Below are 22,149 nucleotides of genomic sequence, written 5' to 3'. Positions count from 1 at the left end.
GAGCGTTATGTGCGGAATCGGAGGTGTTTTCAACGCAGACCGTCGTCAGACGGTGGACCGCCAGCTGCTGGTCAACATGGCAGCGATCCAGGCCCATCGTGGGCCCGATGGCTTTGGCGTGGAGGTGCTTGATCAGGCTGGTGTTGGTTTCTGCCATGCCCGCCTCTCGATCATCGATCTGAACGAGTCACGTGGCCGTCAGCCCTTTCTCACCGATGACGGTGAGGTGCTGATGGCGCACAACGGTGAGTTTTACGACTTTCAACGCATCAGAGCGGACCTCACCGCCCAGGGGGTGCGCTTCAGCAGCAAGAGCGATTCCGAGATCCTGCTCCGGCTTTATCAGCGCCAGGGCTTGGAGGCGACCTTGCCTCTATTGCGCGGGGAATTTGCCTTTGCGTTGTTTGATCGCGCGGAGGATTGCCTTTACCTGGTGCGGGATCGCTTCGGCATCAAACCGCAGTACTGGGTGATGACGCCTGAGGGTCTGGTGTTTGGTTCCGAGTTGAAGGTGCTGTTCGCGCATCCAGCGGTTGAGCGACGCTTCACGTCGGAGGGTCTGTTCCACCAGTTGATGCAGACCATGGTTCCTGGCACCACTGCCTTTGCTGGGGTGCAACAGGTGAAGCCCGGCCATGTGCTGAAGGTGCAACGTGCGAATGGGCGGCTGGAGGTGTCGGAGTCGACCTACTGGGATGTCGACTTTCCGCGTCAGGATCAGCGCGATCGTCGCCTCACGGAGGCCGACCACATCGCTGCAGTTCGTGCGTCTTTGCTGGAGGCCGTCGAGCTGCGCATGGTGGCCGACGTGCCTGTGGGCTGTTATCTCTCCGGTGGCATCGACAGTTGTTCGATTCTCGGTTTGGCGTCAGCTGTCAGCCAGGCACCGGTGAAGGCGTTCACGATCGGATTCGATGACGCCCGTTACGACGAGTCGCCGATTGCTCAGGAGATGGCCGAGGCCACGGGGGCTGAGCAGGATCTGATGCGTCTCTCCGGTCAGGAGCTCTATGGCCATATGGAGCGCACCATCTGGCATGCGGAGCGAACGATCTACAACACCTTGGCGGTGGCGAAGTTCTTGATGAGTCGCCATGTCAACAACGTTGACTACAAGGTCGTGATGACCGGTGAAGGGTCAGACGAGTTGTTCGGCGGTTATCCCGCCTTTCGCCGTGACATGTTCCTCCACGGTCTGGATGACTTGCCTCAGGAGGAGCGCGCCAGCTGGGAAACCTTGCTTCAGCAGTCCAATGCCCTGGTGCAGGGAGCGATGCTCGCTGAAAACCAGGTGGACGATCCCGACCTCGATGCGGTGGTTGGCTTTACCCCCAGTTGCCTGCAGCCGTGGCTGGCCTGTGCGCCCTTGGTGCCGGAGCTTCTGGCGGAGTCTCATGCTGCAGCCCTGCAGGATTACTCCCCGGGTAAAGCGATTGCTGAGCAATTGGATGCGGATCAACTTGAAGGGCGCCATGCCCTGGACAAGGCCCAGTACGTCTGGATCAAGACCATGTTGGAGGGCCAGATCTTGACTTGGGGCGGTGACCGGGTCGACATGGCCAATTCCATGGAGGCCCGACCGGCCTTCCTGGATCACCATCTGGCCGCTGTTGCCGTGCAAGTGCCTCCCGAACTGCGGATTAAGGGGAAAACCGAGAAATACGTGTTGCGGGAAGCCATGGCGGGTTTGTTGCCGGAGGTGTTGTATCGGCGTGAGAAGTTCGCCTTCATGGCGCCGCCAGCCCATACGGAGCCCGAGAAGTGGGAGCAGATGAAGCAACTCGCCGATGACTACCTCAGTGATGAGGCGATCGATGCCGCTGGTTTATTGAGCAAGGCCGGCGTTAGCGCCTTGTTTGCACGTCATGCGGACCCTGCCACCACCGATGCGGAGCGTGTGCAGATGGATGCCGTGATCAATCATCTGCTGGGTGTGCAGATGTTGCACCGGATGTTTGTGGCAGAGGACGTGCCAGCCCTGGCCCGTCGGGAGGCCGACCGCCTGGGGTGGCGGGTGCTGATGCCCGTTTGAATTCTTTGATCAGCGTTAAATCGTTGCGCTAGCTACAAGCCAATCGGCCGAGTCAGGTCAAAGTACTTACCCCTTTGAACTGCAGGTCACGGCATTGCCAGGGCTCATCTCGGCGTCTCCGACTACCCCTGCATCGAGGGTCGAGCCAGTCAAAATTGCGGCGCGACCAAACCACAATCGTTTGGTTGGCACGATTGAGCAGCTTGCCAGGATTGGCGCGAAGCCGGATGGCAGCGTTTGTCGACGCGGGTTTTCAGCGGAAGACGTTCAGGGCCGTGAGTTGCTGGCCAGTTGGATGAAGCAGTTGGGCATGCAGGTGCGTGTGGATGCTGCTGGCAATTTGATCGGGCGTCTTGAAGGCCTCGATCCACACCGTCCTGCTTTGGTGACCGGCTCACACCTCGACACCGTGCCCACCGGTGGACGCTTTGATGGTGCCCTGGGTGTTCTTGCAGGTCTGGAAGCCTGCCGCGCTCTTCAGGACCAGGGCATGAGGCTGCGGCACGGCATTGAGTTGATCGCCTTTGCCGATGAGGAGTCGACCATGGTGGGTTGCAAAGGCTTGGCGGGGACGGCTTCCGCTAACCCGGAGAGTTACGTCACCAGCAACGGCCAGGCGATTCAAGAGAATCTGGCGCGAATCGGGGGGCATTGGCCTTCGCTGGCGTCGGCCCGACGCTCCGATGAGGCCTATGCCGCTTTTCTTGAGTTGCATGTTGAACAGGGCGGCGTTCTCGAGCAACGCGGGGATGCCATTGGTGTTGTTGAGGGTGTTGTTGGTCAGCGTCGGTTCAGCATCAATGTGCAGGGACAGGCCAATCACGCCGGCACCACACCGATGGGTCTGCGACAGGACGCCCTCGTGGCGGCGTCGCGCATTGTTCTTGCCGTCGAGGCGATGGCATCCCGCCATCCAGGAGATCCTGTGGCGACCGTGGGTCGACTGGAGGTTTGGCCCAATGCCGCCAATGTCGTCCCCGGCGCTGTCGCCCTGACGGTCGACCTGAGGGATGTTGACCCGACTGTTCTCGATCAATTGGTGGAGGAGTTGATGCAGCAGGTCGAAAGCATTGGTGCTGAAACGGGCTGCCCGATTTCGGTGGACCCACAGTTCAGTGTTGATCCCACCCCTGCTGATGCTGTGGTGATGGCCACGATTGCTGAGGCCTCGGCCGATCTCGGCTTGTCTCACAGCCATCTCCCCAGCCGAGCCAGCCACGATGCGCAGGAGGTTGGTCGCCGTTGGCCGATGGGCATGATTTTTGTTCCCAGTCGGGGCGGTTTGAGTCACTCAGCTGCGGAGTTCACCAGCGACGAACAGTGCTGGGCGGGCACTTCGGTGCTTTTGGAAACGCTGCTGCGGCTCGACCGCCAGCTGCCGTGACCTTTTCGATCCTGGCCCGTGATCCCAGCAACGGCCGCTTTGGCGTGGCTGTTGCCACCTGTCATCTGGCCGTTGGATCCACCGTGCCCCACATCCGCGCAGGAGTTGGCGCTGTGGCGACCCAGGCCCATACCAATCCCTATCTGGGGATCTGTGGTCTTGAACGCTTGGAGCAGAGTGCGGATGCGGAGAGTGTTTTGGCCAGCCTTCTGGCGGATGATCAGCATCGTGATCGGCGTCAGTTTCATCTGATCGACCTGGATGGTCGAACGGCCTGTTGGACGGGGCAGGATTGCGGGGCTTGGGCTGGGCACCGCCATCGGCGTGACTTGTCTGTCGCCGGCAATTGTTTGGTTGACGACGGTGTTGTGGAGGCGATGGAGCAGGCGTATCTCACCAGCGATCCCAGCTGGAAACTTGGTCGACGCCTGATGGCTGCCCTGCAGGCGGGGGAGGCTGCTGGAGGCGATCACCGCTCCGATTTCTGCACCTCAGCAGCCGTGCAGGTGAGTGGTGAAGCTGCCTTTCCGCTGTTGGACCTACGGGTTGATTTCCATGAGCGTGCGGTGGAACAGTTGATGGAGGTTTACGAACGCAGCCAGGCACTTTGGGCCCAGGAATGGAGGGATGAACTCTCAGAGTTGCCCATGCTCAACCGGTTGGTGGCTTAGTGATTCGCGTTGGTTTGTGCCATTAAAAAAAGCCCATCAACACTGGGTGTCGAGGGCTTTTTGCAAAACTCTGAATGGCTCAACTGGGGACTGTGGCTTCCCACTCCACATTCAAACCAGCTTGACGCGCATCATTGACGAGGTCGTCGATGCAATCCATTCCAAATGCAGCCTGGCCAGACAGCAAGGCATCCCATTCGCTGGCTGGGAAGTGGGTTTGCAGCCAGAACACGCCGTGCACGCTGGAGGGATTCACCTGCACAAGGCCTTTGTCGAGGCGGGAAGTGATGAGATCCAACGTCGTTGCTGAGGCTGGATCTATTACGCCCTAATCCTCGGAACTGGAATGTTCGAGTTGCTACAGATTGAGAAGTTGGCCTAGCGCGTGTAGCCCACCCCGCGGTACACGAGCTGCACCGGAGTGCGGTGGCTGTTGATCTGGCGGGATTGGTACACGTTGCGGCGGTAGACCAGCTGCACACCGGGCCTGCTCTCAGTGGCGTTCTTTTGCTGGTACTGATGCCCGCGATAGAGAAGGGTGGTCATTGGAAGGTCCTCGAAGCAAGCTCAGGTCCCCGTTCCATGGCCTGAGGCGAACTGCGCTTCGCGTGGTGCGAAGTGAACGATCGGTAGCTGTTGCTACAAAACTATTGAAGCGTTTTCGGTCGTTGTGTTGATGTTCGGTTCGATACTTGATCTGAAAAGTTTTTGCTTTTGTTTATTTTTATCCGTAGAAATTAGTTGGCCTTGCTGATGTGAATCACCTGGTCTTGCAGCACTCCTGCAGCTGATCGAGCGCAGCATTGAAAAAGTGTCGACCTTGCTCTTGCAGCTTGTCTCCAAGCCAGCGCCACTCCCGCATCAGGCGTTCGGGCCCTTCAGGCCCAAGGGCGCTCATCACATAGGTGTGGTCGTTGGCGATCCAGCGTTGCAGTGCGTCTCTGTTGATCTCGAGGTGGCATTGCAGGCCAATGGCGTGATCGCCGATTCGAAACACCTGTTCCGCACAGTGCAGCGAGGAACCAAGAAGGGTTGCATCGCCTGGCAGGTGGATGCGATCGCCATGCCAATGCAGCACCAAGCTGCTGCTCGGTTGTCCCTGCAGTAAGGCCTCATCGCTCCGTTCAGCAACCCAGTGGATTGCCCCCAGTCCCAGTTCCTTGAGTTGCTGTGGTGGCGCTCCAACCTGCAGGGGTTCCACGGATCCGCCAGCAGCGACAGCCAAGAGCTGCGCCCCCAGGCAGATGCCCAGCACCGGTCGACGCTGCTGGTGCCAGGCCGTCAACCAGTTCAGCTCGGCTTGGAGCCAGTGCAGGTCTTGACGATGCTGCTCGTTCACCCCCATTGGTCCCCCCAGCACCAGCGCGATGCTGTTCGGGCATTCACTTGGGTGCGGCAGGCGGTCGCCTCGGTCGGGCCGCAGGGTCCGGAGAGTCATTCCCCGTTCCCGTGCCAGTTGTTCCACCAGTTCGGGCCCTTCGTGGTCAACGTGCTGGATCACCAGCAGGGTGGTGGTCAAAGCAGCAGATAGCGCTGGGCGAGGGGCAGCACTTCGGCGGGCTCGCAGGTGAGCAGTTCACCGTCGGCGAACACCTCATAGGTCTGCGGGTCCACGCTCACCTTCGGCAGGGCGGAATTGAGTTTGAGAGCGCTTTTGCCCACGCTGCGGGTGTCCTTCACCGCCATGCAGGTGCGCTCCAGACCCAGTTGACGTTGGATATCAGCATCCATGGCGGCTGCGCTCACGAAGGTGAGGCAGCTGGGAGCCAAGGCTTTGCCGAAGGCGCCGAACATGGGCCTGCCGTGCACGGGCCCGGGGGTGGGAATGGAGGCGTTGGCATCGCCCATCTGGGCCCACACGATCGAACCGCCCTTGATCACCAGTTCCGGGCGAATGCCGAAGAAGCCCGGCTTCCACAGCACGAGATCGGCGAGCTTGCCGGTTTCGATCGAGCCCACCTCGCTGCTGATGCCATGGGCAAGAGCGGGGTTGATTGTCACCTTGGCGATGTAGCGCTTCAGCCGATGGTTGTCGTTGCGGTTGGAGTCTTCCGGGAGCGCACCGCGCTGCACCTTCATCTTGTGGGCGGTCTGGAAGGTGCGGGTGATCACTTCGCCCACGCGCCCCATGGCCTGGGAGTCGCTGGCGATGATCGAGAAGGCGCCGAGGTCGTGAAGGATGTCTTCGGCGGCGATCGTTTCGCGGCGAATCCGCGATTCGGCAAAAGCCACGTCCTCGGGGATTTTGGGGTCGAGGTGGTGGCACACCATCAGCATGTCGAGGTGCTCCTCGAGCGTGTTGCGGGTGTAGGGCCGGGTGGGATTCGTGCTGCTCGGCAGCACATTTGCTTCGCCGCAGATCTTGATGATGTCTGGGGCATGGCCGCCGCCGGCACCTTCGGTGTGGAAGGTGTGGATCGTGCGTCCCTTGATGGCGGCGATCGTGTCTTCCACGAAGCCGGCTTCGTTCAGGGTGTCGGTGTGGATGCACACCTGCACATCCATCCGGTCGGCCACCGACAGACAGGCATCGATGGTGGCCGGCGTGGTGCCCCAGTCTTCATGCAGCTTCAGGCCGCAGGCACCGGCGCGCACCTGTTCCTCCAGGGCTTCCGGGGTGCTGGCGTTGCCCTTGCCAAAGAAGCCCAGGTTCACCGGCAAGCCTTCGGCGGCCTGGAGCATTCGCCCGATGTGAAACGCCCCAGGGGTGCAGGTGGTGGCATTGGTGCCGGTGGCTGGTCCGGTGCCGCCGCCCATCAGGGTGGTGACGCCACTGGCCAGAGCAGTTTCGATCTGCTGGGGGCAGATGAAGTGGATGTGGGTGTCGATGCCACCGGCCGTGAGGATGTGACCTTCCCCAGCGATCGCCTCGGTGCCGGGGCCCACCACGATCGTGACCCCTTCCTGGGTGTCGGGGTTGCCGGCTTTGCCGATGCCCACGATCCGGCCGTCTTTGAGGCCGACATCGGCTTTGACGATGCCCCACCAATCGAGGATCAAGGCATTGGTGATCACCGTGTCGACGGCGCCTTCGGCTCGAGGTGTCTGGGACTGGCCCATGCCATCGCGAATCACCTTGCCGCCGCCGAATTTCACCTCGTCGCCGTACACGGTGAAATCCTTCTCGACTTCGAGGATCAGCTCGGTGTCCGCAAGGCGAACCCGGTCGCCGGTGGTGGGTCCGTAGGTCTCGGCGTAGGCCTGGCGGGAGATGCGGTAGGGCATGGGTCAGGCGTCGAGGGATCCGTTGATCTGGCCGTTGAAGCCGATGACGCGTCGGGCACCGGCAAAGGGAATGAGGTTCACGTCGCGACTGTCGCCAGGTTCAAAGCGGATGGCGGTGCCGGCGGGGATGTCGAGACGATGACCGCGGGCTGCGGCCCGATCGAATTGCAGGGCGGCGTTGGCTTCGGCGAAATGGAAGTGGGAGCCCACTTGCACCGGTCGATCGCCACTGTTGGAGACGCTCACCGTGGTGACGGGTCGTCCCGCATTCAGCTCAAGTTCACCCGGTTCGGGAAGCAGTTCGCCGGGAATGAGAGGTGCCATGGGTTCTGCCTCAGCGAATTGGGTCGTGCAGGGTGACGAGCTTCGTGCCATCGGGGAAGACGGCTTCGATCTGCACCTCGTGCACGAGCTCGGGCACGCCGTCCATCACCTGGTCCTGACGCAGCCAGGTGGTGCCTTCCTGCATCAGCTCCGCCACGTTCTTGCCGTCACGGGCACCTTCAAGCACCAGAAAACTGAGCCAGGCCACCGATTCGGGGTGGTTGAGCTTCAGGCCGCGGTTCAATCGTCGTTCCGCAAGCAGTGCCGCGGTCACGATCAGGAGTTTGTCCTTTTCCTGGGGACTGAGATGCATAGCGAAGCTCGGTCTTCTTCAGTGTGTCTCCGCTGCGGTCTCCAAAGGGTTCATGGTGGACGTTTGTCGGCGTAGAGGCTGTTCCTGCAGGGGCCAGACTCTGGGGATGCGTGGCTTTGTCAGTCCCCGGAGTGTTCGCGTGCGCTCCCAGATTCGGCTGAACCAGAAGCGGGCATCGCGGCTGGAAGTGCCGGAATAGCGGGCGATCAGCCCTTGCCCGAGGGCCCCGCAGCGCATCGTGCCCGTCAGCCCCTCACGGTCGGCCCGCGCTCCGTCCAGCAGCGTTGCGGTTGTTTCGGCGCCCATGGCCATGGGTGCGGCCCAGATCAGTGTTCCGAAAACCGGTGCACCAGCTAGGCCATGGGGGCCCTCCAGGCTGGCTCCGCCCAGTTCCACGCGATCAGCCAACTCCCATGTCGAGCCGGTTGAGGTGATGCGCTGAATCGTGAGGCTGGACCGCCATCGCCCCTGCTGCAGGGTTTCACCAGCGGCGGTTCGACCCAGGCGCACGATTTCTGCACTAACAAAGGAGGCATCCATTGGCAGGGTCACCGTCAGGTGCTGCTCGAACAAGGCATCGGCGTACAGCACCAATTCCTGCGGCAGCCATTCCAGATCACTGCCGCTGGCTAGCGAGCAGCACACGTGCTGTTGTGCAGAGCAGCCCTCAGGCTGTAAGCGGCTGCGGCCGATGGACCCGTAAACCTTCTGCGCCGCCACACTGGTGATCAGGCTGCGGCTGCTGGCTTCAAGCTTGATGTCGAGGCTGAGTTGATCGCCGCCTACCAGGCCTCCAGCTGTGTGCAGAATCGGCAGCTCGCAGCGTCCGTCATCACCGCGTTCACTGCGAAGCAACTTGAACGGAGCCGTGCAGCCCCCCTGGTGTCGGGTGCTGCCGTTGGCTGCACGAAACTGCAGGTCGCAGCGGCCGTGCCAAGGATCGAGACGTTGCATGGCTTCACGCTCCGCTGCCATCGCCTTCATCTCTGTAGCAACGCACACCAAAGTGCTGCTGATGTCTGGGCAGGCTTTCTCTGTGGAACTGGAAAGGAGATGGTGGTGACAGATGCAGTGGTGGTGTTGGAGCAGCGCCTGCAGAACAGCAGTGCCATGGCAACCCTGCACTTGCCGTTAACGGCTGAAGAGCGCACGGTATTGCGCGGTCGCCGCACCACTTCATGCGGTCGTCCGGTGCTGCTGCAGTTGCCCCGTATGGGCTCCCTGCAGCCTGGTGATCTGCTGGGCGATCAGTCCGGTTCGACCGTTGTGGAGGTGACGGCAGCGCCGGAAGCGTTGCTGCGGGTGCAGGGGTCGCATCCTCTGGAGCTGTTGCAGGCGGCTTATCACCTGGGCAATCGCCATGTCGCCCTGGAGCTGCATGAGCAGGAGCTGTTGCTCCCGGAGGATTCCGTGTTGGCCACGATGCTGGAAGGGCGTGGATTGACGGTCAGTCGCTGCCTTCAGCCGTTTGCTCCCGAAGGTGGCGCCTATGGGGGGCATCAGCACGGATGACATCCCTGGCGTTGTTGCAACTGGTTAGCCCGGCGTTGCCCGTTGGTGCCTTCAGCTACTCGGAAGGTCTCGAGGTGCTGATTCAGGCTGGCTCCATCGCTGATGAGCAGGCCGTTCAGGCTTGGTTGGAGGCTGAATTGCAACGGGGCGCGGTGCGACTGGAGGCCGCTGCCTTGAGGCCCCTTGCAGAGTCGCTGGTGGGGTGGTCAACCCAGGCGGATGGCGCGGCCAAAGCGCGCCTGATTGATCTGGACGGTTGGCTGTTGGCCACCCGTGAAGCAGCAGAGCTTCGAGCGCAACAGCGTCAGATGGGAATGTCGTTGCTGCAGTTGATGTCTGACATGGGGCAGGACCTGCCCGAACCCATGCCCCTGAGCTGGCCAGCGGCCTGGGCCTGGGCCGCTGTGGGCTTGTCGGTTCCAGCTGGAGACATGGTGGAGGGATATCTCTACGGCTGGGTTGCCAATCAGCTCAGTGCGTCGGTGCGGCTGCTGCCGTTGGGTCCGTCCCGAGCGCAGGTGCTGCAACAGCGGTTGCTACCGATGATTGCCTTGCAAGCGCAGCTGCTTCAGGCTGCCGATCCGCAGCAGCTCTGGAGCAGCGGTGTCGGTGCGGGCATGGCGCAGCTTGCCCATGCTGAGTTGTATTCACGCCTGTTTCGAAGCTGATGAGCAGCAAACTGCGCCTGGGGGTGGCTGGTCCTGTCGGATCCGGCAAGACCGCACTGGTGGAGGCGCTCTGTCGCCGCTTGCGCGACAACCTGCAGCTCGCGGTCGTCACCAATGACATCTACACCCAGGAGGATGCCCAGTTCCTCACCCGTGCCGGTGCCTTGGATCCAGAGCGGATCCGCGGGGTGGAGACCGGTGGTTGTCCTCATACAGCGATCCGCGAAGACTGCTCGATCAACAGAGCAGCTGTGGCAGATCTGGAAGCCCAATTTCCTGACCTGGATCTTGTTCTTGTTGAGAGTGGCGGCGACAACCTGGCGGCGAGCTTCAGCCCAGAGTTGGTGGATCTCTGCATCTATGTGATCGATGTTGCTGCTGGCGACAAGATCCCCCGTAAGGGAGGGCCTGGCATCACGCGGTCTGATCTTTTGGTGATCAACAAGATTGATCTGGCTCCGCAGGTCGGTGCCGATCTTGCGGTGATGGAACAGGACACCCGTCGGATGCGCGGTGATAGGCCGTGGTGTTTCACGAATCTGCACAGCGGTGAGGGGATGGATGGAGTGGTGGAGTTTTTGTTGCAACAGCTACCAAAATCATGAAAACACAAGCTTTTTGGCTCAAAACTGTTCTCTTTGCGACATTTCAAATCTCCTCCTCTGGCGATGGTCATATTTCAGGACGTTTCCTGCGTCCAAGCTTTTAAGTGCCCCCTCATTCCATGAGCACCCCTCTCTCCAAGCGTCTGTTTGCTGGCATGGCCGCAGCATCGCTGGGTCTCGCCGTGACCGCCTGTGGTGGTGACGACAAAGCTTCTGCACCAGCAACCGACTTTGACGACACCGTCACAGTTGGCATCCTGCATTCGCTGACCGGCACCATGGCCATCTCGGAGTCCACCCTGGTGGACACTGAGAAGATGGCGATCGATGAGATCAACGCCGCTGGTGGCGTCAAGGTCGACGGCAAGAGTTACAAGATCGAGTACATCGTCGAAGACGGTGCTTCCGATTGGCCCACCTTCGCTGAGAAGTCCAAGAAACTGATCGACCAGGATCAGGTGCCCGTGGTTTTCGGTGGCTGGACCTCTGCTAGCCGCAAGGCGATGCTGCCTGTGTACGAGTCGAAGGACGCTTTCCTCTACTACCCGATTCAGTACGAGGGTCAGGAGTGTTCCAACAACATCTTCTACACCGGTGCAACTCCGAATCAGCAGTCGGAGCCTGCAACCGTGTTCATGTATGAGAAGTCGCCTGCCGCTGGCAAGCCCTTCTTCCTGGTGGGTTCGGACTACGTCTTCCCCCGTACTTCCAACACGATCACCAAGGAGCAGGTCGCTTCTCTGGGTGGCGAAGTGGTCGGTGAGGACTACCTGCCCCTGGGCAACACCGAGGTTGCTCCGATCATCGCCAAGATCAAGAAGGCTCTGCCCGACGGCGGTGTGATCATCAACACCCTGAACGGCGACCAGAACGTCGCCTTCTTCAAGCAGATCCAAGACGCCGGTCTCACGCCTGCGAACGGCTATTACGTGATGAGCTACTCCATCGCGGAAGAAGAGATCAGCACCATCGGACCTGAGTTCCTCGAGGGCCATTACGGCGCCTGGAACTACATGATGTCGATCGACACCCCGGCATCCAAGAAGTTCGCTGCTGACTTCAAGGACAAGTACGGCGCCGACCGTCAGGTCGCGGACCCTCAGGAGTCGGCCTACAACATGGTTTACCTCTGGAAGAAGGCCGTCGAGAAAACCAATAGTTTCGACGACGACAAGGTGCGTGAAGCTCTGATTGGTATCGAATTCGATGCCCCTCAGGGTCCTGTAACGGTGATGCCCAACCACCATCTGTCCCAGACCGTGCGCATCGGCCAGATCACTGCTGACGGCCAGTTCGAGATCCTCGAATCTTCCGATGGTCCTGTGGCTCCTCAGGCCTGGAACCAGTTCGAGCCCAGCTCCAAGGGCTTCGCTTGCGACTGGACCGACGCTGCGAAAGGCGAGAAGTACAAGCTCTGATCCTCCGATCACAGCCTGATTGCTCTTCAGGGAGGAGCCCGTCGCCGGGCTCCTCCTTTTTGTCGTTTCACTGAACGCTTCGTTTCAGACTTCTGTGCAACTGCTTCTTGAAAGCCTGTTCAACGGTGTGGCCATCGGCTCGGTGCTGCTGATCGCTGCTCTCGGACTGGCCATTGTCTTTGGCTTGATGGGTGTCATCAACCTCGCCCATGGCGAGCTGATCATGCTCGGGGCCTACACCACCTTCGTGGTGCAGCTGATCTTCAAGCTTCCTGCCCTGCAGCCCGTTTACAACGCCTACGTTCTCGTTGCCATTCCCCTGGCGTTCATCGTCAGCGGTGTTGTCGGCATTTTGTTAGAGCGCACCGTGATTCGCCGTCTTTACGGCAATCCGTTGGAAACACTCTTGGCGACCTGGGGTGTCAGTCTGATTCTTCAGCAGTTTGTGCGGAGTGTCCCTCTGGCTCACGCTGCCGGCCTGATTCTGGCGCTGGTGCTGGGCTTTGCTCTGCCTCTGCTGCTTCCGTCGTCTCTCTTGGCGGGGCCGCGAGCCCGCTTGGTGCGGGCTGGGAGCTGGGCTGTTTCAGCCCTGGCAGGTGTGTTGTTGGCTGGTGGTTTGGCCTCACAAATCAGCCGCATCGCCCGAGCTACCTCCCGCAACGTGGATGTGACGGCGCCCAAATGGATGCGCGGTGGGATCGAATACATGGACATCACCTTCCCAGTGCCCCGTCTCGTGATCATCGTGCTGACGATCGTTGCGGTGGTTGGGGTGACTTGGTTCCTCAACAAAAGTGTGTGGGGCATGCGCATTCGTGCGGTCACTCAGAACCGCGCGATGAGTGACTGCCTTGGCATCCCGACGGAGACCGTTGATGTGCTCACGTTTGGCATTGGCTCGGGTTTAGCCGGTGTGGCTGGGGTTGCTGTTTCCCTGCTTGGTTCGGTGGGCCCCAACGTGGGCGGGTCTTACATCGTGGGCTGCTTCATGGTGGTGGTGCTGGGCGGTGTCGGCAATTTGCTGGGAACCGTGCTGGCCTCGTTCGCCATTGGCGTCCTGACCGATCTGATCGGTGCTGGACGTTTGCTCACGATTTGGCCCGACATGCCGGCTCCCCTGGCCGGTGCCGTCAATTTCTTCGCCACAACGAGCATGGCTCAAGTGATGGTGTTTGCACTGATCGTGGTGTTTTTGCAGTTCCGTCCTGCGGGTCTCTTCCCGCAAAAAGGCCGCATGGTGGAGGCTTGATCTGATGTTCCAAGCATTTCAACAACGCCGGTGGCCCTTGATCATCCTTTGGGTGGTGATCGTTGCGGCCATCGTTGCTGCGCCTGCTGTTCTGCCGGTGTTTCGGCTGAATTTGTTGGGTCGCTTCCTCTCCCTGGCGATCGTTGCTCTGGGTATTGACTTGATCTGGGGCTTTACCGGTCTGCTCAGCCTGGGCCAGGGCATCTTTTTCGCGCTTGGCGGTTACGTGGCAGCCATGTACTTGCAGCTGAACAGTTCAGCGGACCTGCCCAATGGCATCCCTGAATTTTTCAGTCTCTACGGGGTTGATCGTTTGCCCGCGTTCTGGCAACCGTTCCACTCACCCCTCGTCACCTTGGTGGGGATTTGGTTGGTTCCGGCTGTTTTGGCAGCGGTGCTGGGCAATCTCGTCTTTCGTAACCGCATCAAAGGGGTCTACTTTTCGATCCTCACCCAGGCCGCTCTCCTGGTGTTTTTCAATTTTTTCAATGGGCAGCAAAAGCTGATCAACGGCACCAATGGTCTCAAGACCGATGTCACGGAGTTGTTCGGTCAGGTTGTGGGTTCGGCAGAGATGCAGCGCAGTTTTTTCTGGCTGACTGCAATTGTTGTGATCCTGGCGTGGTTGTTCTTGCGTTGGGTGGTGCGGGGTCGGTTCGGTGATGTGTTGATTGCCATTCGCGATGACGAACCCCGGCTGCGCTTTGCGGGTTACAACCCAACCCTGTTCAAGACGATCGTCTTTGCCATCGCTGGTGGGTTGGCTGGAATCGGAGGCGCGCTGTACACCGTTCAGTCGGGCATCGTTTCGCCGCAATACATGACTGTTCCCTTCTCGATTGAGATGGTGATCTGGGTTGCGGTCGGTGGTCGAGGCACGCTCGTGGGAGCCATCCTTGGCGCTGTGGCCATCAACTACGCCAAGAGTTTGGTGAGCGAAGCTCTCCCACAAAGTTGGCTTTTCATCCAAGGGGGGCTGTTCATCCTCGTGGTGACGGCCTTGCCTGAAGGCGTCATTGGTTGGTTCCGAGGAGATGGTCCTCGCAATTGGCTCAACCGATTCGGCATCTCCCGTCGGAGTGAGACCTATCCACGTCTCGATCTTGAAGGTCAGGAGGAGGTTCAGTCATGAGTACGGCTTTATTGGAATTGCGCCAAATCACCGTCAGTTTCGATGGGTTTTTGGCGCTGCGAGATCTCAACCTCAGCCTGCAGCCTGGTGAGCTGCGGGCCGTGATTGGCCCCAACGGGGCCGGAAAAACCACGTTCCTGGATGTGATCACGGGCAAAACGGCTCCCACGGAAGGCGATGTGATGTTTCAAGGTCGTTCCCTTGTGGGGCGAGCGGAGCATCGCATTGCTCGCCTGGGCATCGGCCGCAAATTTCAGAGCCCCCGCGTTTTCGAGAAGCTCAGCGTCCAGGAGAACTTGGCCCTGGCAGTGAGCCAGCCGAAGCAGCCCTGGTCATTGCTGGTGGGCAGCCTTAATGGGGATCAGCGAGACCGTGTTCATCAGTTGATGAGCATCGTCAACCTGCAAAACCGTGCCGATTGGGCTGCTGGGTCGTTGTCTCATGGTCAGAAGCAGTGGCTTGAGATCGCCATGTTGGTGGGGCAGGATCCCGACCTCTTGCTGGTGGATGAGCCGGTGGCTGGGCTCACGGATGAGGAGACCGACCTCACGGCGGATCTACTTAAGTCATTGGCAGGGGATCACACCGTCTTGGTGATTGAGCACGACATGGAATTCATTCGACGGCTTGAAAGTCCGGTGACGGTGCTGCACCAGGGTCATGTTCTCTGTGAGGGCACGATGGATCAGGTGCAAGCAGATCCCCGGGTGATTGAGGTTTATCTCGGCACCACTGAGGAGGAGAATCCATGACGAATTTGTTGGAGATCCAAGGCCTCAACACCTTTTACGGTGAAAGTCACATTCTTCGGGATGTTGATCTCAGCGTGAAGTCGGGTGAGATGGTGTGTTTGATCGGCCGCAATGGCGTGGGAAAAACCACGTTGCTGAAATCGCTGATCGGCTTGTTGCGCCCTCGCTCCGGAACGATGGCCTTCGACGGCGCTGAACTGGATCGTCAGGCTCCCCATCAGCGAGCACGGGCGGGGATTGGTTATGTGCCTCAAGGTCGCGAGATCATTCCGCACCTCACGGTCGAAGAGAACTTGCTTCTAGGGATGGAGGCTTTGCCGGGTGGCTTGGTGCGCCATCGACACATTGATCCATTTGTCTATGAGCTGTTTCCGATTCTGCAGGAGTTTCTGCCGCGCAAGGGTGGGGATCTAAGCGGTGGTCAGCAACAACAATTGGCTATTGCCCGAGCGTTGCTAGGAAAGCCAAAACTTCTGCTATTGGATGAGCCTACTGAAGGCATTCAGCCCAATATTGTTCAAGATATTGAAGCTGCTGTTCGGCGGATTATTGCTGATACCGGGATTGGTGTGTTGTTGGTGGAGCAACATCTCCATTTCGTGCGTCAGGCCGATCGCTACTACGCCATGCAACGCGGCGGAATTGTCGCCAGTGGTTCAACAAGTGAACTCAGCCAAGCGGTTGTCGACCAGTTCCTAAGCGTTTAGATCACTTTTCCTCGAATTCATCCGGGTCAGTTCAGCTGGCCCAGAGGGATTCCCTGGCAGGCTCTTCATCTCTGGCGTAGTCACTGACATCGGCACGCACATGCAGCATCTGCCCAGTCATCGACATTTTCCAAATTTCCAAGCGCGCATCTTGAGGTGCTTCGAACCAGAACACCTCTGTTGGCATCACCACCTTCTCTCGATAGAAGTGGTCCTTGCCAATGCATTTCACGATCACCATTCGGCTGGTGTCGTTTTGATAAACGCACTCAATCATTTTGACGATATTGAATCATGCCAATCTGGTGTTTTTGATGCAACCGAAGTGTTTGATTGGTCACCGAATCAGCACAGCTTTAGATTTGGTACATATGCGTTGATACAGATCGAGTCATTTTTGTAATCACTATTACAGTTCTGCCCAAGGCTTTTGATTGCAGATTTTTGTTCAACGTTTGGATCGACGCAAAGATGGCCTTCCGTTTCAAATGAAACAATTCTTTTGCTTGCTCCTGCGCATGATTGTTTCGTCGATATGAGGGATTGAAAAATGCAGGAGCAAGTCAGCTTGAGTGTTGCTCAGCAGTTCGATCTTGAGCGGATGAATCGAGCCATAGAGTCAACGCTTGATCCACAGCAACTGCAGGTACTAGCTAAGCAATTGCTTCAGGCCTGGCACTCGCAACGTGCTGCAACGGCCTGGGTGACTCGGCAGCGTGAGCAGTTGGGCTGAATGTTGTAACTGCCTGGCTTTAGGCAGCCAGCTCAGAGGCAAAGCGTTGTGGGTGGTGGTTAGGCCGTTTCAGAGATCTTCGATCAGCTTGTCCAGCTTCAGCTAGATCAGCTTGCAGAGCTGAATTGCAACTGCGAAGTCGTGACCAGCTGGGCAGTTGATGCGCAATAGGTGCCTGCATCAGTTTTGCGAGGCCAGGCCGCAAGAGGCTTGCAAAGTTCTGAACAGCGAGTTCTTCGCCATGACGGTCGTAGGGCAGTCGGTTGATTGCTGAGTCGAGGCCGAACTGACGGACCCGATCTTCTCCAACCCGCCGATAGAGCACCTCCAACGTTGGCAGTTGGTCCATCGACATCACGCAGCCTTCGTGTTCCATTAGTCCACGCAATACGGTGCCGAAGATTTCGCCAGCCATGCGTTGCAGGCCTTCCGTCGGTTGATGGCCCAACTCCTTGTGCTTGTGGTCGAACAGCCCGAGATCAACTTGGGCAATTCGGCTGGAGGCCACATGGCGGTACACCTCCGAAAGCAGGCCAACCTCCAGCCCCCAGTCCGATGGGATGCGCAGATTCATGGCCAAATCGCTCGTAAAGGCGAATTCACCAGCGAGGGGATAACGGAATGACTGCAGATAGGCCAGGTAAGGGAGAGGCCCGAAAATCTGTTCCAGGCTCGCGAGCAACGGGCCAACAAACAGTCGTGTGGCGCGGCCTTGAAGCGCCTGGGTCTCAAGGGACAGGCGGCTGTAAAAGGCTTTGACGTAGGCAATGCCGTGGGATCGATCCAGCAGCGGGCGAAGCATGCGCTCCGGATACGCCGATCCAAAGGTTCTGATGTCGGCATCGAACAGGCCAACGACCTCAGCGTTTTGGCAAGCCACCCCCAGCCCCTGCCAGACGGCCCATCCTTTGCCTGGTGGCCCGGTCACATCGAGCCCCAGCTCGCCGACGGATTCGAGCAGTTCCCGAACCGCGGGGCCGTTGGTCCAGTGCACCCGTACCGGGAACGGCATCCCTTCAAAAAACTTTTCTGCTGCTTTGACGTCTTCGGGGCTGTTGGCCGCCAGCGCCACCACCAGCTCGTTGAGGCCCTTGAGTCCAGAGAGCGTTTCTCGGATCAGGCCGAGGGCCGGGCGGCTGAATTCCTCCATCAGGCAGGGGATCAGCAGCGTGGTTGGTCGCTGACTCAACTCCTGGTTAAAGGCAACTGCATCAAGATTGCCCAAGCTGTAGTCGTGAACGGTGCTGATCAGGCCCTGCTGAAAATCCATGTGGTGTTCGATGCAACAACAGAGGTCAGAGTCCTGCCCCATACCTGAACGGTGTTGAGGAGGAAGGCAATGCAGCCCCCGCGCGAAGAGACGCTGCGGAACCTGCTTGGCAATTTGTACCCGAATGATTCTTCCGGGGATGGCAAGGAGTTGTCGTCGCAATTGCTGCAGATCTTGAGCGAATCGTCTGCAGATGGCGATACCGAGACAGATGCGGTGCGACGTGTTGAGCGTTGGGATGGCCGCGCTGTGGTCTTGATCACCTATGCCGACACGATTGGTGATGACGGTGTGCCTGGTCTTCAAGCTTTGAAGTCCTTTGTGAATCGCCATCTGCACCCCTTTGCTGCAGTGATTCATGTGTTGCCGTTCTTGCAATCCACCAGTGATGGAGGTTTTGCGGTGGCCAGTCACACGTCTCTTGAGAAGCGTTTCGGTGATTGGAGCGACCTTGCTGCCCTGGCCCAGGGGAGACGGCTTATGGCCGATCTCGTTCTCAACCATGTTTCGGCGTCTCATCCTTGGGTGCAGCAGTTCATGCGGGATGAAGATCCCGGTCGCTCTTGTGTGCTGGAGGCTGCGCCCGATCCCTGTTGGTCGGATGTCGTTCGTCCCCGCAGCTCAAATCTGTTCACGCAGTTGAGGGGGCCAAAAGGTGCGCGTCAGGTCTGGACCACCTTTGGCCCGGATCAGGTGGATCTCAACTGGCGCAGTGCGGAGGTGCTGCTGGGCTTTGCCCGTCTGATGCAGCGCATGGCCCGGCATGGGGTGCGTTGGATCCGTTTGGATGCAGTGGGTTTTGTCTGGAAGCAGCCCAATACCTCATGCATTCATCTGCCTGAGGCGCATCAACTGGTCCAGGTGCTTCGCCTGCTCCTCGATCAGGTGGGACTGGATGGCGTTGTGGTCACCGAGACCAACGTGCCGGAGCAGGAAAACCTCTCGTACCTGAGAAGTGGTGATGAAGCGCATCTGGCCTACAACTTTCCACTGCCGCCCTTGCTGCTGGAGGCCAGCGTCAGTGGCCGCGCCGATCTCCTGAATGCCTGGTTAAGTCGATGGCCCGACCTTCCGCAGCAGACGGGGTTGCTCAACTTCACCGCCTGTCATGACGGCATCGGCTTAAGGCCGCTAGAGGGACTGATGTCCCAGAAACGTTTGCTTCAATTGTTGATCGGCTGTGAGCAACGGGGTGGGTTGGTCAGCCACAGGATGCTCAGTTCTGGAGAAGAAGTTCCCTACGAGATCAACATCAGTTGGTGGAGTGCCATGGCGGATGGGGGGATTGATCCCACCTATCTCCAACGGGAGCGGTTTCTGCTCACCCAACTCATGATCCTGGCCTTGCCAGGGGTTCCCGCGTTCTATCTGCCGGCGCTTTTAGCGGCTCCCAATGATCTAACTCGCTTTCGTCGGACGGGTCATCGACGGGATCTCAATCGGCCCCAATTCACGGCCCAGGCCTTAGAGCGACGCCTGGCGGATCCTGATGCCGATGCAACGGCGCTGCTTCCGGTCCTGAAGCGGGCGCTTGCCGAAAGGGCTGTTCATCTGGCTTTGCATCCTGATGCCCCCATGCAGGTGCTGAGCGCTGACCGCCTTGATCGCGTCATCCTGCAGCGTTCCTATGGGGGGGAAACGTTGGTGGCTGTTCACAACATGACGGCATCGCGGCTGAGCTTGCGCCTCGGTCGCTTGGGGGGCGATGTGAATCAGCCATGGGCCGATTGCCTGAGCGGTCATGTGTTCGCACCACATCAATTGCATTCGCTAGAGCCTTATGCGGTGCATTGGTTGGTTCAGCCATGACCGCGAAGGTCGAGTTGACGTGGTGGGTGGTGACCGATCTCGACGGCACGTTGCTGGATCACACCTACGACTGGTCTCCTGCAAAGGATCTGATCCGCCAGCTGCAACAGCGCAGGATCCCTGTGATTCCGTGCACCAGTAAAACGGCGGAGGAGGTGCGTGGCTTTCGCGCAGAAGCGGGGCTTCATGATCCATACATCGTTGAAAACGGTGGAGCCGTGCACGGTGAAACCCCTGAGGGGGATGCCTGGGAGTTGCCGCTGGGCCCTGGTTGGATGGAGCTGAAACCCCAGTTGCAGCATCTCCAGCGTGAGTTGGGGGAGCCGCTACGTCCGTTGGATGAACTCAGCGAGGAAGAAGGTCAGCAGTTATTGGGGCTCGGCGGCGAGTCGTTGCGCCAGGCCCAGCGGCGTTGCTGCAGTGTGCCGTTCGTTCCGCCCTCGGCGGAGGGGCGGCGCCGACTTGAAGCCTTAGCGCAGCGGATGCATCTCACGGTGGTGCAGGGCAATCGCATGGGGCATCTGTTGGGCCCTGACATCAGCAAAGGCAAGGCCTTGGCAACCCTGAAGCGACATTTGGGTGCTCAGCAGGTGAAGGTCTTGGCTTTGGGAGATTCTCCTAACGATCTGCCGCTGCTCGAGGTGGCCGATGTCGCTGTTGTTGTTCCAGGGCCTGATGGCCCCCACCCGGAGTTGTGTTCCGGCATCGCTGCTGGACGATTTCAGTTGGCCGGCGCCCCCCATGCCACCGGTTGGGATGAGGCTGTGCGCCGGATTCTCAGGATCTAGGTCGTGGAGGTGCCTTCCAGCTGGGCGTGGGGAGATGCTTCGGTCAGGGCGGAGAAGACCGCTAAGGGCATCACGCCAAGTGCTATGCCCGCCAGCACCAGCAGTTGCCCCGCCTGCGGTAGTTGCAGCAGACCTCCGTCGCCAAAGAGCTCGGTGTTCAGCACCAGAAGTCCTAAGTACAGCGGCCACCAGAGGGCCGAACGAACGTCCATGTCGATGCCTGTCCAACGGCGATGGACGACGAACAGCAGCGTTGGAATGCCGATGCAGAGCACAGCTCCTTCAAGGGCGCTTCGTCCACACCAGCTGATGGCCCAGGTGGCCATCACAAAGCTCAGGGGGCACAACCATGACGCCATGGGGAGTTGGTAGCCGCGGGGAGCATTCGGGAGCTGTCGCCGCAACGCCATCAAGCTGATCGGGCCAGTGGCCAGAGCGATGATCAACGTGGAGGTGAGAAAGCTCACGATGCTCTGCCACCCAGGGCCTACCGCCAGCATTAGGGCGCTAACCAGCGTGCTCAGGATCAGTGCAACGTGGGGAACCCCTTGGCGATTCAGCTGTCCTAGAGCTTTAGGGACGAGGCCGCATTCCCCCATCATCCAGCTGATTCGGGCTGAGACACCGATATATGTGAGGGCTGTCGCTCCCGGAGACACGACAGCATCAATCAGCAGCAGGGTGACCATCCAACTGAGACCGAGCCCCATGGCGAGAGCAACGACGGGGCCTCCATGGGCGCTCAGGCTGAGGCTGTGCCAGCCGTTGGTCAGCTGGTCAGGAGGAACGCTGACCAGAAAGCTGAGCTGCAGCAACAGATAAATCGCCAGACAAATTCCCAAGCCGAGCCCCATGGCGAGGGGCACATCGCGACTGGGCCTGCGCGCTTCCCCGGCCAGATCCATGGCGGTGCGAAAGCCCAGCAGGCTGAACAGCACTCCACCACTGCCAACGGCCTGAACAACATCGGCGCCCTGTGTTCCACCTACAGGAAGTCGCAGGTTGCCCCAGTGACCGCTAATCAGCATCAGAGTGATCGCGACGCCCACTGGAACAATCAGCTTCCACCAGGTGAGGTTGTCGATCCACCGCGCAAGGCTACGGACGCCGTTGAGATTGATCCAGCAGAGCAGGATCAGCAGCAGCACTGCCACGGCATGGCCAGCAAGGCTGAGTTCTTCGCCACCGTTGTGCTGGACGGTTAGCCAAGGCAGGCTCGATGAGAGGTATTCGAGCAGAGCCAGCAGTTCAACCGCTGGAAGTGCGACGTACGACAGCCAGACGGCCCAGCCTCCGATGAATCCAGACAGGCGGCCGTGGCTCAGCAACGGAATCTGTGCCAGTGCACCGGAACTGGGGACAACCGATCCCAGTTCTGCAAAAACGAGTGCCAGCAGGAAGGCCATCAATCCGCCGACACTCCACGCCAGCAGGCTTCCTCCCCCCGCGAGTTTGGCGGTGAAGTAAGGCGCGAACAGCCAACCGGAACCGATGGTGCCGGTCACCACCGCCAAGATCAGGTTGGTGAGGCTGAGGTCACGTTGCAGTGCCATGGCG

Annotated in this window: 24 protein-coding genes; 14 read left to right on the top strand and 10 right to left on the bottom strand. The window is 59.5% G+C overall.

Annotated features, from left to right (window positions below; all coding sequences use genetic code 11):
- Positions 1 to 7 precede the first annotated feature (7 nt).
- From asnB to FZZ92_RS05815, 3 genes are all read left to right on the top strand, one after another.
- Positions 8 to 2,032, top strand: a complete 2,025-nt coding sequence (asnB, locus tag FZZ92_RS05825; RefSeq protein WP_226408653.1) for an asparagine synthase (glutamine-hydrolyzing) — start codon at positions 8 to 10, stop codon at positions 2,030 to 2,032.
- Positions 2,033 to 2,126: 94 nt separating this feature from the next.
- Entirely contained in the window at positions 2,127 to 3,416 is a 1,290-nt protein-coding gene (locus FZZ92_RS05820; RefSeq protein WP_226422769.1) for a Zn-dependent hydrolase, read from the top strand.
- Complete coding sequence (locus FZZ92_RS05815; RefSeq protein WP_226397519.1) at positions 3,413 to 4,087, top strand: DUF1028 domain-containing protein; 675 nt, start codon at positions 3,413 to 3,415, stop codon at positions 4,085 to 4,087. Before FZZ92_RS05820 ends, FZZ92_RS05815 begins: the two co-directional genes overlap by 4 nt.
- A 79-nt stretch (positions 4,088 to 4,166) precedes the next feature.
- On the opposite strand, the gene FZZ92_RS05810 is transcribed toward FZZ92_RS05815, so the two are convergent.
- The 7 genes from FZZ92_RS05810 to FZZ92_RS05780 form a co-directional block, all read right to left on the bottom strand.
- Positions 4,167 to 4,385: a hypothetical protein gene (locus FZZ92_RS05810; protein WP_226397518.1), complete on the bottom strand. Its 219-nt coding sequence runs from the start codon at positions 4,383 to 4,385 to the stop codon at positions 4,167 to 4,169.
- Positions 4,386 to 4,465: 80 nt separating this feature from the next.
- Complete coding sequence (locus FZZ92_RS05805) at positions 4,466 to 4,633, bottom strand: DUF4278 domain-containing protein (RefSeq protein WP_226422768.1); 168 nt, start codon at positions 4,631 to 4,633, stop codon at positions 4,466 to 4,468.
- A 214-nt stretch (positions 4,634 to 4,847) separates the two neighbouring features.
- The gene (locus tag FZZ92_RS05800) at positions 4,848 to 5,606 is read right to left on the bottom strand and encodes a type 1 glutamine amidotransferase (protein ID WP_226422767.1); all 759 of its coding nucleotides are present in this window, start codon (positions 5,604 to 5,606) and stop codon (positions 4,848 to 4,850) included.
- On the bottom strand, positions 5,603 to 7,312 hold the full coding sequence (gene ureC, locus FZZ92_RS05795; RefSeq protein ID WP_226422766.1) for an urease subunit alpha: 1,710 nt from the start codon (positions 7,310 to 7,312) through the stop codon (positions 5,603 to 5,605). The genes FZZ92_RS05800 and ureC overlap by 4 nt, the downstream gene beginning before the upstream one ends.
- A 3-nt stretch (positions 7,313 to 7,315) precedes the next feature.
- Positions 7,316 to 7,636: an urease subunit beta gene (locus FZZ92_RS05790; protein ID WP_115094764.1), complete on the bottom strand. Its 321-nt coding sequence runs from the start codon at positions 7,634 to 7,636 to the stop codon at positions 7,316 to 7,318.
- A gap of 10 nt (positions 7,637 to 7,646) precedes the next feature.
- Positions 7,647 to 7,949, bottom strand: a complete 303-nt coding sequence (locus tag FZZ92_RS05785; protein WP_115024644.1) for an urease subunit gamma — start codon at positions 7,947 to 7,949, stop codon at positions 7,647 to 7,649.
- A gap of 18 nt (positions 7,950 to 7,967) precedes the next feature.
- The gene (locus tag FZZ92_RS05780; protein WP_226422871.1) at positions 7,968 to 8,903 is read right to left on the bottom strand and encodes an urease accessory protein UreD; all 936 of its coding nucleotides are present in this window, start codon (positions 8,901 to 8,903) and stop codon (positions 7,968 to 7,970) included.
- Between the two features lie 105 nt (positions 8,904 to 9,008).
- Here FZZ92_RS05780 and ureE point away from each other — a divergent pair, with 105 nt between their 5' ends.
- The 8 genes from ureE to urtE all read left to right on the top strand — a co-directional run bounded on the left by ureE (position 9,009) and on the right by urtE (position 15,992).
- Entirely contained in the window at positions 9,009 to 9,461 is a 453-nt protein-coding gene (gene ureE / locus FZZ92_RS05775) for an urease accessory protein UreE (RefSeq protein WP_226397515.1), read from the top strand.
- Positions 9,458 to 10,129, top strand: a complete 672-nt coding sequence (locus tag FZZ92_RS05770) for an urease accessory protein UreF (RefSeq protein WP_226397514.1) — start codon at positions 9,458 to 9,460, stop codon at positions 10,127 to 10,129. Before ureE ends, FZZ92_RS05770 begins: the two co-directional genes overlap by 4 nt.
- On the top strand, positions 10,129 to 10,734 hold the full coding sequence (gene ureG, locus FZZ92_RS05765) for an urease accessory protein UreG (protein ID WP_226397513.1): 606 nt from the start codon (positions 10,129 to 10,131) through the stop codon (positions 10,732 to 10,734). The genes FZZ92_RS05770 and ureG overlap by 1 nt, the downstream gene beginning before the upstream one ends.
- Before the next feature lie 119 nt (positions 10,735 to 10,853).
- Entirely contained in the window at positions 10,854 to 12,152 is a 1,299-nt protein-coding gene (gene urtA / locus FZZ92_RS05760) for an urea ABC transporter substrate-binding protein (RefSeq protein ID WP_226397512.1), read from the top strand.
- 94 nt (positions 12,153 to 12,246) lie between these two features.
- A complete protein-coding gene (locus tag FZZ92_RS05755; RefSeq protein ID WP_226422765.1) occupies positions 12,247 to 13,401 on the top strand; it encodes a branched-chain amino acid ABC transporter permease in 1,155 nt (384 codons plus the stop codon).
- Positions 13,402 to 13,405: 4 nt separating this feature from the next.
- A complete protein-coding gene (gene urtC / locus FZZ92_RS05750; protein ID WP_115024638.1) occupies positions 13,406 to 14,533 on the top strand; it encodes an urea ABC transporter permease subunit UrtC in 1,128 nt (375 codons plus the stop codon).
- Complete coding sequence (urtD, locus tag FZZ92_RS05745; protein ID WP_226397511.1) at positions 14,530 to 15,285, top strand: urea ABC transporter ATP-binding protein UrtD; 756 nt, start codon at positions 14,530 to 14,532, stop codon at positions 15,283 to 15,285. The genes urtC and urtD overlap by 4 nt, the downstream gene beginning before the upstream one ends.
- On the top strand, positions 15,282 to 15,992 hold the full coding sequence (gene urtE / locus FZZ92_RS05740; RefSeq protein WP_226422764.1) for an urea ABC transporter ATP-binding subunit UrtE: 711 nt from the start codon (positions 15,282 to 15,284) through the stop codon (positions 15,990 to 15,992). Before urtD ends, urtE begins: the two co-directional genes overlap by 4 nt.
- Before the next feature lie 31 nt (positions 15,993 to 16,023).
- Here urtE and FZZ92_RS05735 read toward each other — a convergent pair whose 3' ends face one another.
- The gene (locus FZZ92_RS05735) at positions 16,024 to 16,269 is read right to left on the bottom strand and encodes a DUF1830 domain-containing protein (RefSeq protein ID WP_226397509.1); all 246 of its coding nucleotides are present in this window, start codon (positions 16,267 to 16,269) and stop codon (positions 16,024 to 16,026) included.
- Positions 16,270 to 16,542: 273 nt separating this feature from the next.
- Between FZZ92_RS05735 and FZZ92_RS05730 the strand changes: the two genes are divergently transcribed.
- Positions 16,543 to 16,725, top strand: a complete 183-nt coding sequence (locus FZZ92_RS05730; protein WP_226397508.1) for a hypothetical protein — start codon at positions 16,543 to 16,545, stop codon at positions 16,723 to 16,725.
- 19 nt (positions 16,726 to 16,744) lie between these two features.
- Here FZZ92_RS05730 and FZZ92_RS05725 read toward each other — a convergent pair whose 3' ends face one another.
- Positions 16,745 to 17,995, bottom strand: a complete 1,251-nt coding sequence (locus FZZ92_RS05725; protein WP_226397507.1) for a glycosyl transferase — start codon at positions 17,993 to 17,995, stop codon at positions 16,745 to 16,747.
- A 69-nt stretch (positions 17,996 to 18,064) separates the two neighbouring features.
- Here FZZ92_RS05725 and FZZ92_RS05720 point away from each other — a divergent pair, with 69 nt between their 5' ends.
- Together FZZ92_RS05720 and FZZ92_RS05715 are read left to right on the top strand one after the other, a co-directional pair.
- Positions 18,065 to 19,804: an alpha-amylase family glycosyl hydrolase gene (locus FZZ92_RS05720; protein ID WP_226397506.1), complete on the top strand. Its 1,740-nt coding sequence runs from the start codon at positions 18,065 to 18,067 to the stop codon at positions 19,802 to 19,804.
- The gene (locus FZZ92_RS05715; RefSeq protein WP_226397505.1) at positions 19,801 to 20,592 is read left to right on the top strand and encodes an HAD-IIB family hydrolase; all 792 of its coding nucleotides are present in this window, start codon (positions 19,801 to 19,803) and stop codon (positions 20,590 to 20,592) included. Before FZZ92_RS05720 ends, FZZ92_RS05715 begins: the two co-directional genes overlap by 4 nt.
- Here FZZ92_RS05715 and FZZ92_RS05710 read toward each other — a convergent pair.
- Complete coding sequence (locus FZZ92_RS05710; RefSeq protein ID WP_226422763.1) at positions 20,589 to 22,145, bottom strand: APC family permease; 1,557 nt, start codon at positions 22,143 to 22,145, stop codon at positions 20,589 to 20,591. The genes FZZ92_RS05715 and FZZ92_RS05710 overlap by 4 nt on opposite strands.
- Positions 22,146 to 22,149 lie beyond the last annotated feature (4 nt).

The organism is Synechococcus sp. MU1611 (genome assembly GCF_020514255.1).
Classification (GTDB): Bacteria; Cyanobacteriota; Cyanobacteriia; order PCC-6307; family Cyanobiaceae; genus Parasynechococcus.
Note: the sequence above shows the minus strand (reverse complement) of the source record. Positions and strands in the feature narration are given on the sequence as shown.

What these genes read in the sequence shown, in the direction of transcription:
- asnB (WP_226408653.1), top strand. Translation starts at nt 8, where the DNA reads ATGTGCGGAATCGGAGGTGTTTTCAACGCAGACCGTCGTCAGACGGTG.
- FZZ92_RS05805 (WP_226422768.1), bottom strand. Translation starts at nt 4,633, where the DNA reads ATGACCACCCTTCTCTATCGCGGGCATCAGTACCAGCAAAAGAACGCC.
- ureC (WP_226422766.1), bottom strand. Translation starts at nt 7,312, where the DNA reads ATGCCCTACCGCATCTCCCGCCAGGCCTACGCCGAGACCTACGGACCC.
- FZZ92_RS05790 (WP_115094764.1), bottom strand. Translation starts at nt 7,636, where the DNA reads ATGGCACCTCTCATTCCCGGCGAACTGCTTCCCGAACCGGGTGAACTT.
- FZZ92_RS05785 (WP_115024644.1), bottom strand. Translation starts at nt 7,949, where the DNA reads ATGCATCTCAGTCCCCAGGAAAAGGACAAACTCCTGATCGTGACCGCG.
- FZZ92_RS05780 (WP_226422871.1), bottom strand. Translation starts at nt 8,903, where the DNA reads ATGCAACGTCTCGATCCTTGGCACGGCCGCTGCGACCTGCAGTTTCGT.
- FZZ92_RS05770 (WP_226397514.1), top strand. Translation starts at nt 9,458, where the DNA reads ATGACATCCCTGGCGTTGTTGCAACTGGTTAGCCCGGCGTTGCCCGTT.
- ureG (WP_226397513.1), top strand. Translation starts at nt 10,129, where the DNA reads ATGAGCAGCAAACTGCGCCTGGGGGTGGCTGGTCCTGTCGGATCCGGC.
- urtA (WP_226397512.1), top strand. Translation starts at nt 10,854, where the DNA reads ATGAGCACCCCTCTCTCCAAGCGTCTGTTTGCTGGCATGGCCGCAGCA.
- urtC (WP_115024638.1), top strand. Translation starts at nt 13,406, where the DNA reads ATGTTCCAAGCATTTCAACAACGCCGGTGGCCCTTGATCATCCTTTGG.
- urtD (WP_226397511.1), top strand. Translation starts at nt 14,530, where the DNA reads ATGAGTACGGCTTTATTGGAATTGCGCCAAATCACCGTCAGTTTCGAT.
- urtE (WP_226422764.1), top strand. Translation starts at nt 15,282, where the DNA reads ATGACGAATTTGTTGGAGATCCAAGGCCTCAACACCTTTTACGGTGAA.
- FZZ92_RS05735 (WP_226397509.1), bottom strand. Translation starts at nt 16,269, where the DNA reads ATGATTGAGTGCGTTTATCAAAACGACACCAGCCGAATGGTGATCGTG.
- FZZ92_RS05730 (WP_226397508.1), top strand. Translation starts at nt 16,543, where the DNA reads ATGCAGGAGCAAGTCAGCTTGAGTGTTGCTCAGCAGTTCGATCTTGAG.
- FZZ92_RS05725 (WP_226397507.1), bottom strand. Translation starts at nt 17,995, where the DNA reads ATGGATTTTCAGCAGGGCCTGATCAGCACCGTTCACGACTACAGCTTG.
- FZZ92_RS05720 (WP_226397506.1), top strand. Translation starts at nt 18,065, where the DNA reads ATGCAGCCCCCGCGCGAAGAGACGCTGCGGAACCTGCTTGGCAATTTG.
- FZZ92_RS05715 (WP_226397505.1), top strand. Translation starts at nt 19,801, where the DNA reads ATGACCGCGAAGGTCGAGTTGACGTGGTGGGTGGTGACCGATCTCGAC.
- FZZ92_RS05710 (WP_226422763.1), bottom strand. Translation starts at nt 22,145, where the DNA reads ATGGCACTGCAACGTGACCTCAGCCTCACCAACCTGATCTTGGCGGTG.